This window comes from Streptomyces sp. DH12 (assembly GCF_020873895.1).
Classification (GTDB): domain Bacteria; phylum Actinomycetota; class Actinomycetes; order Streptomycetales; family Streptomycetaceae; genus Streptomyces.
Genome location: NZ_JAHWGT010000004.1, coordinates 18558 through 33679 on the forward strand (window position 1 = coordinate 18558; position 15122 = coordinate 33679).

The window sequence follows — 15122 nt, forward strand, 5'->3', positions numbered from 1 at the left end:
CGGCCCGGCCCTGGTCGCGGTCGCGGTCCGGCCCCGATCCCTCCCCACCCCCACCCACGTCCCGGTCCCGGAGGGGCTCACGCCCCGCCGAAGCGCAGCCGCAGCTCGTCCTTGAGGACCTTCCCGGCGGCGTTGCGGGGCAACGGGTCCGCCACGAGGTGGACGTACGAGGGCACCTTGAACGCGGCCAGCTCCCGCCCCACGTGCGCCCGCAGCCCGTCGGCGGTGACGGCGGCGGCGCCCGAGGCCCCGTCCCGCAGCCGGACGACCGCCGCGACCTCCTCGCCCAGTACCGGGTGGGGGACGCCCAGCACGGCGGCGTCGGCGACCGCCGGGTGGGCGTGCAGCACGGCCTCCACCTCGACGCAGTACACGTTCTCCCCGCCGCGGATGACGACGTCCTTCAGGCGGTCCACGACGTCGACCCGCCCGTCCTCCGCCACCACGGCGAGGTCCCCGGTGCGCAGCCAGCCGTCGGCCGTGAACGCCTCCGCGGTCGCCGCCTCGTCCCGCCAGTAGCCCCGCACCAGGCTCTGCCCGCGCAGCAGCAGCTCGCCGACCTCCCCGTCGGGCAGCGGTACGCCGTCCGGACCGACGACGCGGACCTCCGTGACCGGGGTCGGCCGGCCCGCGCTGCCGGGGCGCCGGCGGTACGCCTCGCCGTAGTGCGCGAGGACCCCGCCGCAGGTCTCGGTGAGCCCGTAGCCGTTGCGGGGCTCGATGCGCGGGCCGTACTCGCGCGTGAGGCGCCGGACGATCTCGGGTGGCGCGGGCGCCCCGCCGGTGCCGAAGTTGGTGAGGGTGTCCAGGCCCTGCCCGCCGGCGGCGTCGAGCAGTTCCAGGGCGGTGGCGGGGACGCCGGAGTAGTGGGTGACCCCGTGGCGGCGGACGAGGCGCAGCGCCCGGTCCGGGTCCCACCGGCGCATGGACAGCAGCGTCCCGCCCGCGGCCATGACGGCGTACACGGCGGTGAACGCGGCGGCGTGGAAGTAGGGGAAGGTCGTCAGCGACACCGGCGGCCTCCCCCGCCCCGGCAGGTCCCCGCGCTCCAGGGCGGCGGCGGCCGCCTGGTAGCGCGGGTTGAGCGCGGCGGCGACCTGCGCCCGGTGCGTGGCGACGGCACCCTTGGGGCGGCCGGTGGTGCCGGAGGTGTACATGATGGTGGCGTCGTCCTCGGGCCGCACGTCCACGGCGGGCGGCGCGACGACCCCGGCGTCCGGGCCGCCCCCGGTGTCCGGGCCGCCCCCGGTGTCCGGCGCCGCGGCGATCTCGTCGAAGCCGAGGCACGGCACGTCGTTGCGCCGGGCCCAGTCCGCCATCCGCGCGACCCGCTCGTCGTCCGCGAGGATCACCCGCGGCGCGCAGTCGTCCAGGGCGTACGCGCACTCGGCCGCAGTCCACCACGAGTTGAGCGGCACGGCGACGACCCCGGCCAGCTGCGCCGCCCAGAAGGCGACGAGCCACTCGGGCCGGTTGCACCCCGCGACGACCGCCCGGTCACCGGGCCGCAGCCCGTACCCGTCGGCGAGCCGCGTCGCGAGCCGGCACGCGGCGAGCAGGAACTCCCGGTACGTCCAGTCGGGCCCCTCATCGTCACCGACGAGGAACACGGCGTCCCCGAACGCCCAGGTGGCCTCCACGAACTCCCGCAGCGTGCGCGGCCCGACCGCGTACTCCAGCCGCCCGTCCTCCCCCCGCCGCACGGCGAACGGCGCCCCGGGCGCGGTGAGCAGGGCCTCGGCCCGCGAAGAACTCTCGACGTACGACACGCCGGGACGCTACAGGACCCCCACCCCCGAGCACCGTGACCCCGACCACCACGGCCCCCCGACCGGGCCGACGCCCGACACCCCCACCCGCTACACTGTCGGCGGCGGCCCGGCCCGCCATGATCACGCCTCAGTAGCTCAGGGGATAGAGCACCGCTCTCCTAAAGCGGGTGTCGCAGGTTCGAATCCTGCCTGGGGCACAGCGCATACGCCGCGCGACCGGTCACCCGGGAGCGCCGCACCGGCCTCGGACCACATGTCCGGGGCCGTTCGCGTACGTGGGTCACGATGTGCGTACGCGGGCTTGGAGCGGGGAGCGCCCGCCCCGGGCCATCTCGGCGGCTCATGCCATGGGACGCGTCTCCGTTGCGGATCGAGGCCCCGGGCGCGGTCGGTACGCCCGCTCCTGGTCGAGGGAACGCCAACGTGTCGGTCGACCGGCCCGTGCGGGTCGTGGGGAGGTGACGGTGTTCTCCGTTCTGCGGGTGCCCAAGCTCGGGCGGGTGTGGGCGGGGCAGTTCGTCAGCATGGTCGGCGACGGGGTGTACACCGTCACCGTCGCCCTGTACCTGCTGCCCCGGGACGACGCGCCACGGGCATTGGGTGCGCTGCTCGCGGCGACCGCGCTCGGCGGGATCGTCACGCTCCTCCTCGGCGGCGCCGTCGCCGACCGGGCGCGTCGCTCGCTGGTGATCTGCGCGGCCGACCTGCTGCGGATCGTCGGCGTCGCCGCCCTGCTTGTCGCTGGCCCGGACGCCCCGATCGTGATCCTGGCCCTCCTCGGTCTCGTCTTCGGCTGCGGGGCGGGGGTCCACCGCCCCGCGTACACGGCGCTCATCGCCCAGTTGGCCGGGCGGGAGCGGCGGCGTGAGGCGTCGGCGCTGCGCGCGGCCACCAGCCGCTTCACCGGGATCGTCGGGCCCGTCGCCGGCGGGTCCGTCGCCGCCGCCTCGTCACCGGGGACGGGCCTGCTGATCAACGTCGTCACGTTCGTCTTCAGCATGGCGACGCTCGTACGCCTGGACGAACCGGCCCCCGGCCCACCCGCCGACGGCTCCCCGCGGGCCGGGCTGGTGCGGGAGGCGCTGGACGGCGTCGCGTACGTCCGCAGCCGTGGCTGGATGCTCGCCGTCATGGTGCAGGGCACGGCCCAAGCCGCTCTGGTCATCGCCCCGATGGCGGTCGTGGTGCCGCTGGTGATGGGGGGCCGGGGACCGGCGGCGCTCGGTCTCGTCACCAGCGCGACGGCGTGCGGCGCGCTGGTGGCGACGCTCGCCGCCCCGCGCATCCGGTCCCGCCGGGCCGGTACCGTCGCCATGCTCGGCCTGCTGTGCGAGCTGCCGCAGATCGTCGCCGTGTGGGCCGGGGCCGCCACCGTGTGGGTGGTCGTGTGCAGCGCCTTCGCCGGGGCGGGCTCCTCGGTGTTCGCGGTGCTGTGGGGAGCGGCGCTCCAGGACCGCACCCCCGACGGGATGCTCGGCCGGGTCTACGCCCTGGACGCCCTTCTCACACAGGCGCTCATGCCCGTCTGCATGGCGGTGGCGGGGTACCTGCTGGGGGTGTTCCCCCCGTCGGTGATCACCGCTTTCGCGGGGTGCGCGCTGATCCTCACCGTGGTCGCCGTCCTGCCCGTGCCGGGCGTCTCCACTCTCGGCCCGCCGAGGGAACAGGAGCCGGAGCCGGCGGGGACCCGGTCCGGGGCGCCCCTGTGACGGCGCGGCGGCTCCGTTGCGCGGACGGCGTAGGGTCTGTCGCATGGTGATCGCGACGGTTCGTGAGTGGCGGGACGAGGAGGGGTGGGGGGTGCTCGACTCCCCCGAGACGCCCGGTGGGTGCTTCGGCCATTACTCCGCCATCGACATGCCGGGCTTCCGCACCCTGGAGGCGGGGCGCCGGGTCGAGTTGACGTGGGAGGCGCCCGGCTTCCGGCAGGACGGTTACGAGTACCGCGCGCTCACCATCGTCCCCTTGCCCGCTTGACGCCCCGGGTCTCGTGGCAGGTGGTGCAGGAGCGCGGCCACCAGGCGATGAGCGGCCCGCCCCACGGCGGGCGGTAGTGCTGCTCGCCCAGGTCCACGGCGGTCTCCTCGGTCAACTGCGACGCGCAGTACACGCAGTCGCGGCCACGGCGGCGGTTCGCGGGCAGCGCCTCCACGTCGGGTACGCCGTCCAGCGTCGACGCGGGCAAGTACTGGCTCTCGATCACCGCCCCGCCCTCCTCTCCACGCACCGCGCGCAGGAGCAGGGCGGGTAGCCGGCCGAGACGCGCTCCCAGTCGTCCGGTCGATGGGTACGCCGCTCCCGGATCGTGGTGCTGGTGCCGTCGGACCGCACCGCGTACACGCGGATCGTCATCATGAGGACTCCCCACGGGCGGCCACGGACCCGGGCACCCGTCCGACTCGGCCGGGTCCCCACGTGAGGTGGTCGGTCCGCAACGGCCCGCCGCTGTTCCCCTGTCGGGGCAGGTTGGTGTTCACCAGGCTCCCATCTGTGTGCCGTTCGGTAAGGCAGATGGTGTCCCGACGAAGGCGGCACGACTGCCACACCGTGTGTCACCGTCACCCCGCGTGCGGCGGACGACGTCAGACCGCCCCGATCCACTCGGCGAACGACGTCAGCGCTTCGGCGTCCGCCCGCCGCAACCGCCGTAGCGTCGCCGCCGTCTCCCGGGCCCACGGATGCCCCCGCGTGTGCTGCGGTGCGGCGTGGCGAGCCGCCTGCAACGACGTGAAGGCCTGGTCCAGCCGCGCGCACCACATCTGTGCCCGCGCCAACTCGATGTAGTACCCGGAGCGCCGCTCCGCGGGCAGGCTCTCCGACGGCCGCCACGTGTCCGCCAGGCGAAGGGCCCCCGCCGCGTGGTCGCCACCGAGGCTGACCGCGACGGACACCCGGTGGACGCGTACGGATTCCGGACCGAACGCGGTGCCGCCGTACACGCCTTCGCGCAGGCCGTCCGCTAGCTTCCGCGCCTCGCCCAGGTGCGTGGCCGCCGTGTCCGCGTCGCCCGCGCGCCCCGCGATGACGGCCGCGCGCATGTGCAGGGCGCCGCGAGCCGCCGCCGTGCGCGGATCCACGACGGTCGGCGTCTGGTCGAGTGCGTGTTCCAACGCCCGCAGTCCTGCCGCGTACGCCCTGGCAGAGAAGAAGGTCTCGGTGCGCACGTACGCGGTAGTGGCGTCCGCCAGCGGGTCGTTGGTCCATGCCGCAGCCCACCGCATCACGTCGATGAGCCGCGCGGAGAGGTCATGGGCCCCGGACTTGTACGCGACCGCGTCGCCGGAGCGGGCAGCGGACACGAGTACGCGGGCCGCCCGCTCCCGCTCGGCCCCGCGGGCGGCGTGCAGGCCCGCCACGGCGTCGGCCACCAGCGCGGGGGCCGCTTGGGCGAGACGCACGTACTGGGCCTCCAACCGCCACCGCTCGGCGTCCGCCGCCGCCCGTTCCAACTCGTCGGGATCGCGGGTCGGTCCGGTGGCGGGGCTGTCAGGGATGTCGTAACCGGCGATGGCCGCCGACAGGGCGGGCAGTGCGGCCCGTACGCGCCCGTCCCTGCGGGTCTGGTCGGCGAGCAGCCGTCCGGGGTCCAGGCCCAGCGCGGCCGCGATGGCGTCGAGGGTGTCGTCGCCGGGCAGCCGCGTTCCCTGCTCGACCTTCCGCAGCATGCTGAGTGACACGTGGGCGCGGGCGGCGAGGTCCGCCTGGGACAGGCGGCGCGCGCGCCGGGCCACGGCGATCCGGCGTCCCACCTCCGGCGTCGGCTCCACAGGCATGCACGCACCGTACCCGTGGCGGCGCCCGCGCGGCGGGCGAACGGGCCCGGCTCGTACGTCCGTCAACGCGATGCGGTGACCAGCGGGAGGAGGTCGTGCAGGGAGTCGATCGAATGGTCCGCCGCGGCCCGCACCTCCGGGGCGTCGGCCCACAGGTGACCCCAGGGCCCGCGGCGCAGGTGCGCGGTGACCAGTCCGGCCGCCGCCGCCGGGTGGACGTCGTTCGCCGGGTGGTCACCGACGTACACGGTCTCACCCGGCTCGGTCCCGGCGGCGTCCAGCACGCGGGCGAAGAAGTCGCGTGAAGGCTTGGCGCACCCCCACTCGCCGGACGTCGCGACGACATCGGCGGGCAGGTCGAGGGCGCGCAGGAGCGTGCCCGCCCTCGCGGTCTGGTTTCCCGCCACGACCACACGCACATCTGCGGCCCGCAGCGCGGCGAGAGCGGAGCGCACGTCCGCGTACAGGTCGCTCTCGTCGAGCCGTTCGCCCCTGCCTGCCGCCTCGCGGGCACGGTACTCGGCAGCCACGTCGATGCCCGGCCTGAGCAGCCGCAGCGCGTCCGCGTTGTCACGGCCCTGGGCGACGACGGCGCCGACCAGCGCGGAGAGGGTGTGCCGCGGCGCACCGAGCCAGTCCGCCCAGTCACCCCAGTACCGGTCGTCATGTACGAGGGTCTCGCCGATGTCGAGGGCTACCGCACGGATCATGTCGCCAGCCTAGGAGGTGGGCCCGTGCGCGGGTACGGCGAACACCCCCGCGAGGCTGGGTCTCGCGGGGGGTCCGGTGGGGGCCGGCCCACGGTCGGCCGGACTCGATCCGGGTCAGCGGCGGCTCGCGGTCCTGGTGTCGGGGGTCAGTAGGACGTGGCGTCCTCGAAGCTCTCCGTCCAGTACGTGACCCGGGCGTCGTCGGTGAGGTACGTGCCGGACGGGAGGGTCAGCTGCACCGACGGGCCGGTGGAGCCGGTGCCGTTCGCGTTCGCGAAGTGCACGCCGAGGCGGGAGGCGGTGCGGCCGTTGACCTCGCCGCCGGTGCGCTCGCCCATGAGCATGACGGAGGCGTACGCGGACCGGCCCGGGGCGAGCCGGATCACGCTGTGCGGGCGGGTCGCCTCGTCGACGGCGGTGGCCGCGTGGTCCTGATCGAAGCGCAGGTACGGGGCGGCGTAGAGGTCGCAGGGCGACGAGCTCTTGTTGGTGGCGGTGAGCAGCAGGCGGTTGATGGGGCGGGCCGGGCGCTGTACGACGACGCGGGTGTTGGCGCCGGTGCAGGTGGCGACGGCCGCGGAGGCGGTCTTGCCGCCGTTCGGCCGGTGGGCGGTGGGCGTGCCGCCGGTGGTCTGGCGGTCGGCGGTGGCGCCGCCCGCCGCGGGGGCCGAGGACACGGCCGTGCCGGGCGTACCGGAGCCGCCGGTCGCGGAGCCGCCGGTGGTCCCCGTGGCGCCGGCCGTGCCGGTGGTGCCGGTGGTGCCGGTGGCGGCCGCGCCGGGCGAGGAGTGCGTGGTGGACGGTGCCGGGGCGGTTACGGCGTTCCCGGCCGGCGCGGCGGACGCCGGGTCCTTCGACACCTCGGTGATCCCGCAGGCGGACGTCGAGAGGGCGGCCGCCAGGAGGGCGGTCGCGATGGCGGTGCGGCGGACGCGGCTGGTGTGGGCGGTGGTGGAAGTGCGCATGGTGAACAAGCCCCCGTCGGACTGGTGGTGTGTGGTGGTGGTCGCGGCAGTGGTGCCGGATGAGCGTGCCGGTGCGGGGCGGCCTGGGGCCTCGCGGTCCGGTCGAGCCGGGGCGGTGTCCGCCTCCGGTCGAGCGGCCCACCCGTTCCGGGCGGCGCTGCACTCACTCTGCGGGGCCACTCGCCGTTCCCGCCATCCACCGGCGGGAACGGGGGACGCTGGAACACCCGCACCGGGCATGACCAGCGGAAACACGGAGTGCCTGGAACGCCCGCCTGGAACGGGGAGAGCCGGGGAGCGGCGTGCCGACCGGGTGTGGGAGCGGGAGAGGCGGGAGGGGGTCGGCAGCGGCGTGCGGGCGCGCGTCGCGGGCGAGCGGCGGGACGTACCTCGCCGGTACGTGGGGGGTGGGCCGGGGTGCGGGCGCGCGTCGACTGCCGGTGGCGAGTGGCGGGCGGCAGGCTGCGGTCGGCAGGCGGAGGCGGGCGGCAGACGGCGGGGGCAGGCGGCAGACGGCGAGTGGCAGGCGGCGGGCGGGCGGCAGGCGGCGGCGCGCGGCGGGCCGTACCCCGTCGGCACGGGGGTGGGCCGGTGCGCGGGAAGGGCAGGCCCCGTCAGTCGGTCGGGGCGGCGCACGGGGTGCCGCGGGGGAACAGGCCGTACGGGGACGCCAGGCGGTACACGCCCGACGCGGGCGCCTGGAGTTCCGTCCACTCGTCGCCCTGCGCCGTCCTCGCCGACTTCCGCAGGCAGGCGCCGCCCCCGGCGGGCAGCCGCTCGCCCCGCTCGTCCACCAGGGACAGCCACGGCGAGTACCGGACCTTGACCCGTATCCGGCCGGGCCGCTCGACCCGCAGGGTGAGCACGTCCGGCGCCGCCGCGTCGACCGTCGTCGACGGGCCGGCCAGGGTGCTCGCGCCGCGCACGGCGAACAGGCGCCAGTGGCCGTCGGACCACACCGGGTCCAGGTACGGCAGGCCCCGCTCGATCAGGGCGGTCTCCTGCGCGGCGCCCGTGTCGGGCCGGCCGGTGGGCAGCACGACGTACCCCACGGCCCAGCGGTCCAGCCAGGCCCGGTACGTGGCGGGGGTGAGCGTGCCGTCGTAGAAGAGCGGGTTCCGCTCGATGTCGGCCTGGCGGTTCCAGCCGCGGGCGAGGTTCACGTGCGGGGCGAGCGCGCTGGACTCGCGGTGGCTGCGCGCCGGGACGACCTCGACGCGGGCCCGCTGTGCGCCCCGGCGCTCCAACTCGTCGAGGAGCGGCGCGGTCCGGCTCGCCCACGAGGCGTGCGGCGTGGTCAGCCGCACGTCGTCGACGCTCTTGAAGCCGATCCACGCGTGGAACACCAGCAGCGCCGCCAGCAGCGCGTACCGGCCGCGCCGCGTGGCGTACGGCAGCGCCGCCAGCAGCAGCACGCCCGCGAACAGCATCGGCAGCCGCGTGACGTTGGAGCCGATCTGCGAGTCGACGAGCCAGGTCAGCAGCGTCCCGGCGACGTACAGGCCCGCCGCCACGCGCACGGTCCGCCACGCGGGCGGCACCAGTGCCAGGCACAGCGCGCCGAACACCACCGGCAGCAGCACCGTGCCGAACGCCATCGGCTGCGTACCGGAGAACGGGAACAGCAGCGCCGTCGCCGCGACGACCAGCACGGGCGGCACGCCCAGCGCGTACGCGGCCGGCCGCCGGCCGTCCAGGAACAGGGCGGCGGCCACCACGCCGACGAACAGGCCCGCCACCGGGCTCACGGCGGTCGCCGTACCGGCCAGGAGCGCCGCGGCGGCCCCCCGCGCGCCGCGGTGGCGGCGCCACCGGCAGGGCCAGGCGAAGACCACGACCGCCGCGCCGAGCGCGCACATCAGCCCCAGGCCGAAGGTGACCCGCCCGGACACGGCGTTGCACAGCAGCGCGAACACCGCGGCGGACGCGCAGGCGAGGGGGTTGCGGACGGCGCGGCTCCGCACCAGGAGGAGGGCGGTGAGCCCCGCCGAGACCGTCCCGGCGGCCATCATCGTCGTCCGCACGCCGAGCAGCGACATCACGTACGGCGACAGCACGCTGTACGACATCGTGTGCATGCCGCCGTACCAGGAGAGGTTGTACGCGGAGCCCGGGTGGCGGGTCGCGAAGTCCGCCCACGCGTCCTGCGCCGCGAGGTCGCCGCCGCTGTTGGCGACGTACCCGAACCACCCGGCGTGCACCACGGCGGCCAGGGCGGTCGCCACGACGACGGGGTGGGTACGCAGCCGCCACCACCGCCGCGGGTCCCCCGGCCCCGGGCGGGCGGGGTCCCGGCCCGCGGGCGCCCGGCGGGCGGCCGGCACACGGGCGGGCGCGGGGCTCGCGGACGGCGGGTGCGCGGACGAGGGGTGCGCCCGCGATGACCGGTGTGCGGGGGAGGTGTGCGCGGGCGGCGACGGGTGTGCGGGCCGCACGTGCGGGCCCGGACCTTCCGTGGTGGTCACTCCTCGGCTCCCTGTTCCGACCTGCTTCGACCTGCCCGACCGGCTCGGCCTGCCCCGACTGCTCCGACCGTTCCGACTGTTCCGACTTCCGCGACCTGCCCGGCAGGACGCGGCCGGGGCGCCCCCGAGGTGCGGGGGCGCCCCGGCCGCGTACCGCGTCAGCCGATACGGGTGAGCTTGGCGCCGAAGCCGGGCTCCGCCAGGTCCTTCTGGAGCGCGACGGGCACACTGACCCGGCCCTCGCCGGAGCCGACGGCCAGCTCGCCGACGACCGTGCCCTCGGCGGCGGTGTGCGGGACGGCCTTGCCGCCGTCGGTGAGGATCAGGTCGACCTCCAGCCCCGCCCAGCCGACCGGCTTCAGCTCCTTCGTGGCGATGACGGGCGTACGGCCGCCGAGGCCGTCGTCGACGTACCCGACGACGTCGCCCTTCTTCACGACCGCCGCGGACGTGACGCCCTCCTGCGCCGCCCGGATGAGGTCGCGGCTGAACGTCTCGACGGCCAGCTTCGTCTTCTCGGAGAGCAGCGCGGGCGACTTGACGTTCATGACGACGCCGAGGACGCGCCGCACCTTGCCGTCGACCACGGTGTTCGCGGACCACAGGAGGTTGCCGCCGGCCGGGGTGGACGTGCCGGTCTTGACGCCGGAGATGCCCGGCTGGATCAGCAGCGTGTTGCCGTTCTCCAGCCGCTTGCCGATCTGCGGCAGGGTCACGTTCGGCATGTCGACGATCTCGCGGAACGCCGGGTCCTTCATGGCCGCCTTGGCCAGCTTCAGCTGGTCGATCGGGGTGGAGACGGTGCCCTTGTCGAAGCCGCTCGCGTCCGTGTACGTCGTGTTGGTCATGCCGAGCTGCTTGGCGGTGGTGTTCATCTTCTTGATGAACGCCTCCTCCGAGCCCGCGTCCCAGCGCGCCAGCAGGTGGGCGACGTTGTTCGCCGAGCGGATCATCAGCAGCTGGATCAGCTCGCCCTGCGTGTAGACCTGCCCCTTCTTCACCGGGGCGACCGACCAGTCGGGGTTCTTCGCCTGCTCCTCCGTCAGCTGGTCGATCTCGATCTTCGGACCGGCGTCCTTGTCCTTGATCGGGTGGTCGCGGAGGAGCACGTACGCCGTCATCGTCTTGGCGACGCTCGCCATCGGCGCGGGCTTCTGCGGGCCGTAGGTGCCGATCAGGCCGACGCCCTCCACCTCCACCGCGCCCTGGCCCTCGGTGGGCCACGGCATCGCCAGCTTGCCGCCCCCGAAGGTGTACGTGGGGTCGGCCGACAGGGTCAGCGAAGGGTCGGGCAGCGGACGCAGCATCTGTGCGACCGCGAAGATGATCGCCAGGAGGAGGACGAGCGGGCTCCAGATCTTGACCCGGCGCACGAGCGTCCGCACCGGGGTCTCCGGCGGGGGCGGCGTGTTCGTCAGCTCCGCCAGCAGGTCCAGCGGCGGGAGCGGCGGCATCGGCTGCTGCCTGGTGCGCTCGGCCTCGGTGAGCGAGGCGGACGGCGCGGGCGTCTCGGCGGTGACGTCGTTCGTGGCGGCGGCACGCGGCTGCGCGCCGGACGCCGAACCGGAAGGCTTCGCACCGGCGGACGTGGACTCGGCGGGGGGCGTGGAGGCGGCGGCCGGCGTGGACGCGGTGGCCGGCGTGGAGGCAGCGGGGGCCGTCGTGCCGGTGGAGCCCGTGGGGCGCTTGGACGCCGCGGGCCGTACGTCGTCGCTCCGCAGCGGCACGAAGGTGCTCGGCCGCCCGTCGGAGTCGCCGTCACCGCGGCCGGTCCCGGAATCGGAACCGGCGTCGGCACCGGAATCGGCGTCGGCGGTGTCGCGGGCGCTCGTGTCGCGGGCGGCGCCGGTGGCCCACCGGGGGGCGGTCCGGCCGGCGGGGGCCTCGTCCGCGCCCTCATCCGCCGGAGCCTTGCCCGCCGGGGCCTTGTCCGCAGGGGCCTTGTCCGCAGGGGCCTCGCTCGTGGCGGGCGCGCCGGACGGGCTCTTCCCCGACGCCGCCGTGGGCCGGGGCGCGAGCGTCTTGAGCGCGGTCGTGGGCTGGTCCACCGGACCGGCGGGCCTCCGTACGGTGCCGAAGACCGCGGTGGCCTGGTCGACGCCCCGCCCGGTGTCGGCCGCCGGGGCGGGGGCCTCCCGCTCGTCGTCACCCTCGGCGTCGTCACGGTCGGCCTCGCCGTCGGCACCGTCGTCGCCGTCACCGTCGCCGCCGTCGTCGCCACCGCCGTGGCGGGCGTCCGCGGCGGGCTCAGCCTTCACGGTGGCCTCCGGGGCCTCCGGGGCCTCCGGGGCCTTCGCGGACGAGGCCGGCTCGTCGTCGGCGTCGTCCGTCGCGGCCGGCGCCGCCGGTGCTTCGGGAGCGTCGGCGGTGTCGGCGGAATCAGTGGTGGCGGCGGTGGCCGCGGTGGCGGAGTCCGACGGCTCCCGCGCCTCGGGCACGGTCGCTCCCCCGGCGGCGGCCCGCCCCGCGGCGGCCGTACGCTCCCCGGCGGGCTCCTCCGGCGTCTCCGACGCCTTCGGCGAGTCCGGCGTGCCCGGCGCGTCCGGCGTACCCGGCGTGTCCGGCGCGTCCGAAGGCTCGGGCGCCTCCGACGGCTCCGAGGCGTCCGACACATCCGAGGCGTCCCGCTCCGGCTCGCTCACCTTCGGCGCCTTGAACACCGCGGTCGGCTGGTCCACCCCAGCCGGCCGCGCACCGGGCCGCGCGTCGCCGAAGGCGGCGAGCCGCGGATCGCGCCCGCCCGCAGCCGTCTCCCCCGGAGACTTCCGCTGCTCCGACTTGTCGGGGGACTCGCCCGCCACCGTGCCTCCAACCAACGCGTTGTCCGAACCGTGTACCAGTGTCCTGTGTGAGCCCCTGGGCCCCCGTGCTAGACGAGAACGACATACCTGCCGGTTCCCGCACGAAGCACCCAGGCGCTCTCGACAGATGAATGTGAGAGGGGTCACCCTGTCATTCATCCACGCGGGGAGGCATGGATGGGCAGGAGCCGCAGAACACTTCCGGAGGAGCTTCTGCTGCTCGCTCTGGACCCGGCCACGGGTACCACAGCGCAGCCGCAGTCGCTCGACCTCGGCCTCGCCGGAGCACAGCTAGTGGAGCTGGCTCTGGCAGGACGGATAGCCCCTGACGGGGATCGTATCGCCGTGGTGATGCCACGGCCGACAGGAGATCCGACGCTGGACTCCGCACTGGAACTGCTGCGCAGACGCGGCAGCCCGGTACGGGCGGTCCACTGGATAGGCGGGCCCCGGCTGGGGCTGCGTCAGACGTACCTCTCGCACCTGGAGCGCTGCGGCATGGTCCACGCCGTGGAGAGCCAGATGTGCGGGGTGCTGCCGACGACGCGCTACCAGGCGACGGACACCGCCATCAGCCGGGAGATCAGGTCCCGGCTGGACAGCGCGATCCGCACCGGCGTACCGCCGGACCCGCGGACCGCCGCCCTGGCCGCGCTCGCGCACGCGGTCGGCCTGGGCAAGCACCTCTACCCGGGCAACGAGGGGCGTTCGTCGCGCTCCCGGCTCCGGGACCTGATCAGGCACGACCCGATGGGCGGCCTCGTGGCGCACGCCGTGATGGACGTCCAGAACGGTGTCGGCGCGCCGCCGCGCCGCGCCGCCCCACCGGGAGGCCCAGGGCGGCCGGCCGCCGCCGTCCCGATGCGGGCGGCGTCGCACCCCGGGCCCATGGCCCGCGTCGCCGCGCGCTGAACCACCGGCACGCACCACCGGCGCCGCCCGCACCACCGGCGCCACCTGCGCCAAGGACAGCGCACGCACCACCCGCACCGCCCGTACGGGACGTCCCGTACCGGAGCACCACCTGTACGCCCGCACCACCGCACGTCCACCGCACCGGCGCCCCCACACGGCCCGGTCGGGAGTCGCACGGGTGCGCGGGGCGGCCCGCACGGCCGTCCCGCGCGTTCGCGTTCGCTCACCCGTGTGGCAATTCTCCAGCGCCGCACGCCCTTTGGTGGCAGTCTGCTGAGCAGTAGACACGCAGAGCAACGCCAGCTACAGCCAGGCAGCCGGAGGTGCAGTTCCCGTGGCGTCCAATGTCAACCCCACCGTCAGGCGACGCAGACTGGGCATGGAGCTCCGCCGGCTGCGCGAGCAGAAGGGCATGACGGCGGAGGAGGTCGCCGAGCGGCTGCTCGTCTCCCAGTCGAAGATCAGCCGCCTGGAGAACGGCCGCCGCTCGATCAGCCAGCGCGACGTGCGGGACCTGTGCGGGGTGTACGAGGTCGAGGACCGGCGGATCGTCGACTCGCTCATGCAGATGGCGAAGGACTCGCGGCAGCAGGGCTGGTGGCACGCCTTCGGCGACATCCCCTACAGCGTGTACATCGGCCTGGAGACCGACGCCGCGTCACTGCGCGTCTACGAGCCGCAGATCGTGCCGGGGCTGCTGCAGACCCGGTCGTACGCGGAGGCCGTCATCAACGGCGCGCTGCCGGAGGCGCCCGTGTCGGAGATCGACAAACGGGTCAACGTCCGCACGCGCCGCCAGGACCGCGTCCACGACGTGGAGAAGCCGCTGCGCCTGTGGGCGGTGATCGACGAGTCGGCGCTGCGCCGGGTCGTCGGCGGCCGGGACGTGATGGTGGAGCAGCTGGAGTCGCTGATCGAGCTGTCGCACCTGCCGCACGTCACGGTGCAGGTGCTGCCCTTCGAGATGGGCGCGCACCCGGGCATCAGCGGGCACTACGCGATCCTGGAGTTCCCCGACGCGACGGACTCCTCGGTCGTGTACATCGAGGGCGTCACCAGCGACCTGTACCTGGAGAAGCCGAACGACGTGCAGCGGTACAGCGTCATGTACGAGCACCTGCGGGCGCAGGCGCTGGGGGTCGAGCAGACCCGGCAGTTCGTCGCCGGGGTGGCGAAGGACCACGCGGAAGCCTGAGCCGGCGGGCCGGAAGTGCGCGTGCGCCGATTGTCGGGGTTCGTCCGGAAACTACCGATCCGACAGTACGAGGATCGGCACGGTACCCCCTACCGGCTCCCGGCGGAAGGTCGGACGGGAACATGCCATCCGGATGAGTGAACGACCGCCCCGGACCCGGAGGGTGGGCGAGTAGCGTCGATCACGCCAGCCTGACGGTTGGCGCGACTCCTGCCAGCCAGAACCAGCCAGAACCGGAGTGAACAACATGGCCATTATTCAGGGCGCCACGGACACCTGGACCAAGTCCTCGTACTCCGGCGGGAACGGCGCGTGCGTCGAGGTCAAGTCCCCCCTCGTCGCCTCGATCGCGGTCCGCGACTCCAAGGTGCCCGCGGGCCCGTCGATCTCGTTCGTGCCGGGCGCGTGGAACGCCTTCGTCCGCGAGGTGGGCGCCGGCTCGCTCTGAGCCGCGACCCCTCCTCCCCGTGTCGCGACGGAGCCCTCTCGACTGGTCCGCCGTCCCCGGCCGAGAGGGAACGGGCCC

Annotated in this window: 13 protein-coding genes and 1 tRNA gene; 6 read left to right on the forward strand and 8 right to left on the reverse strand. The window is 75.1% G+C overall.

The features are described 5' to 3' along the window. Positions 1 to 77: 77 nt before the first annotated feature. Positions 78 to 1769: a class I adenylate-forming enzyme family protein gene (locus tag LPA54_RS04540; protein WP_228973981.1), complete on the reverse strand. Its 1692-nt coding sequence runs from the start codon at positions 1767 to 1769 to the stop codon at positions 78 to 80. A 127-nt stretch (positions 1770 to 1896) separates the two neighbouring features. Here LPA54_RS04540 and LPA54_RS04545 point away from each other — a divergent pair. The 3 genes from LPA54_RS04545 (at position 1897) to LPA54_RS04555 (ending at position 3749) form a co-directional block, all read left to right on the forward strand. After that, positions 1897 to 1969, forward strand: a tRNA-Arg gene (locus LPA54_RS04545). 267 nt (positions 1970 to 2236) lie between these two features. Then, positions 2237 to 3481 (forward strand): MFS transporter, encoded by a 1245-nt coding sequence (locus LPA54_RS04550; protein WP_228973983.1) that lies wholly within the window; start codon positions 2237 to 2239, stop codon positions 3479 to 3481. A 43-nt stretch (positions 3482 to 3524) separates the two neighbouring features. Then, positions 3525 to 3749, forward strand: a complete 225-nt coding sequence (locus tag LPA54_RS04555) for a cold-shock protein (protein ID WP_228973986.1) — start codon at positions 3525 to 3527, stop codon at positions 3747 to 3749. On the opposite strand, the gene LPA54_RS04560 is transcribed toward LPA54_RS04555, so the two are convergent. From LPA54_RS04560 to LPA54_RS04595, 7 genes are all read right to left on the reverse strand, one after another. Then, positions 3724 to 3975, reverse strand: a complete 252-nt coding sequence (locus LPA54_RS04560; RefSeq protein ID WP_228973988.1) for a hypothetical protein — start codon at positions 3973 to 3975, stop codon at positions 3724 to 3726. The genes LPA54_RS04555 and LPA54_RS04560 overlap by 26 nt on opposite strands. Further along, positions 3972 to 4127 (reverse strand): hypothetical protein, encoded by a 156-nt coding sequence (locus LPA54_RS04565; RefSeq protein WP_228973989.1) that lies wholly within the window; start codon positions 4125 to 4127, stop codon positions 3972 to 3974. Before LPA54_RS04565 ends, LPA54_RS04560 begins: the two co-directional genes overlap by 4 nt. A 227-nt stretch (positions 4128 to 4354) precedes the next feature. Then, positions 4355 to 5545, reverse strand: a complete 1191-nt coding sequence (locus LPA54_RS04570; protein WP_228973991.1) for a helix-turn-helix transcriptional regulator — start codon at positions 5543 to 5545, stop codon at positions 4355 to 4357. Positions 5546 to 5607: 62 nt separating this feature from the next. Continuing rightward, on the reverse strand, positions 5608 to 6255 hold the full coding sequence (locus tag LPA54_RS04575) for an HAD family hydrolase (RefSeq protein WP_228973993.1): 648 nt from the start codon (positions 6253 to 6255) through the stop codon (positions 5608 to 5610). 146 nt (positions 6256 to 6401) lie between these two features. Next, positions 6402 to 7220: a DUF4232 domain-containing protein gene (locus tag LPA54_RS04580; RefSeq protein WP_267486763.1), complete on the reverse strand. Its 819-nt coding sequence runs from the start codon at positions 7218 to 7220 to the stop codon at positions 6402 to 6404. 614 nt (positions 7221 to 7834) lie between these two features. Further along, positions 7835 to 9466 (reverse strand): HPP family protein, encoded by a 1632-nt coding sequence (locus LPA54_RS04590; protein ID WP_228974377.1) that lies wholly within the window; start codon positions 9464 to 9466, stop codon positions 7835 to 7837. Positions 9467 to 9843: 377 nt separating this feature from the next. Then, on the reverse strand, positions 9844 to 12486 hold the full coding sequence (locus LPA54_RS04595) for a D-alanyl-D-alanine carboxypeptidase (protein ID WP_228973997.1): 2643 nt from the start codon (positions 12484 to 12486) through the stop codon (positions 9844 to 9846). Positions 12487 to 12663: 177 nt separating this feature from the next. On the opposite strand from LPA54_RS04595, the gene LPA54_RS04600 reads away from it, so the two are divergent. From LPA54_RS04600 to LPA54_RS04610, 3 genes are all read left to right on the forward strand, one after another. Then, positions 12664 to 13398 (forward strand): GPP34 family phosphoprotein, encoded by a 735-nt coding sequence (locus LPA54_RS04600; RefSeq protein ID WP_228973998.1) that lies wholly within the window; start codon positions 12664 to 12666, stop codon positions 13396 to 13398. A 337-nt stretch (positions 13399 to 13735) separates the two neighbouring features. Beyond that, positions 13736 to 14596 (forward strand): helix-turn-helix transcriptional regulator, encoded by an 861-nt coding sequence (locus LPA54_RS04605; protein ID WP_228974000.1) that lies wholly within the window; start codon positions 13736 to 13738, stop codon positions 14594 to 14596. A gap of 247 nt (positions 14597 to 14843) precedes the next feature. Continuing rightward, positions 14844 to 15044: a DUF397 domain-containing protein gene (locus LPA54_RS04610; RefSeq protein WP_228974001.1), complete on the forward strand. Its 201-nt coding sequence runs from the start codon at positions 14844 to 14846 to the stop codon at positions 15042 to 15044. The last annotated feature ends 78 nt before the right edge of the window (positions 15045 to 15122 follow it).

Bases quoted from the DNA above. Each gene is read 5' to 3' on its own strand.
- LPA54_RS04555 (WP_228973986.1), top strand. From the start codon at position 3,525: ATGGTGATCGCGACGGTTCGTGAGTGGCGGGACGAGGAGGGGTGGGGG.
- LPA54_RS04565 (WP_228973989.1), bottom strand. From the start codon at position 4,127: ATGATGACGATCCGCGTGTACGCGGTGCGGTCCGACGGCACCAGCACC.
- LPA54_RS04570 (WP_228973991.1), bottom strand. From the start codon at position 5,545: ATGCCTGTGGAGCCGACGCCGGAGGTGGGACGCCGGATCGCCGTGGCC.
- LPA54_RS04575 (WP_228973993.1), bottom strand. From the start codon at position 6,255: ATGATCCGTGCGGTAGCCCTCGACATCGGCGAGACCCTCGTACATGAC.
- LPA54_RS04580 (WP_267486763.1), bottom strand. From the start codon at position 7,220: ATGCGCACTTCCACCACCGCCCACACCAGCCGCGTCCGCCGCACCGCC.
- LPA54_RS04600 (WP_228973998.1), top strand. From the start codon at position 12,664: ATGGGCAGGAGCCGCAGAACACTTCCGGAGGAGCTTCTGCTGCTCGCT.
- LPA54_RS04610 (WP_228974001.1), top strand. From the start codon at position 14,844: ATGGCCATTATTCAGGGCGCCACGGACACCTGGACCAAGTCCTCGTAC.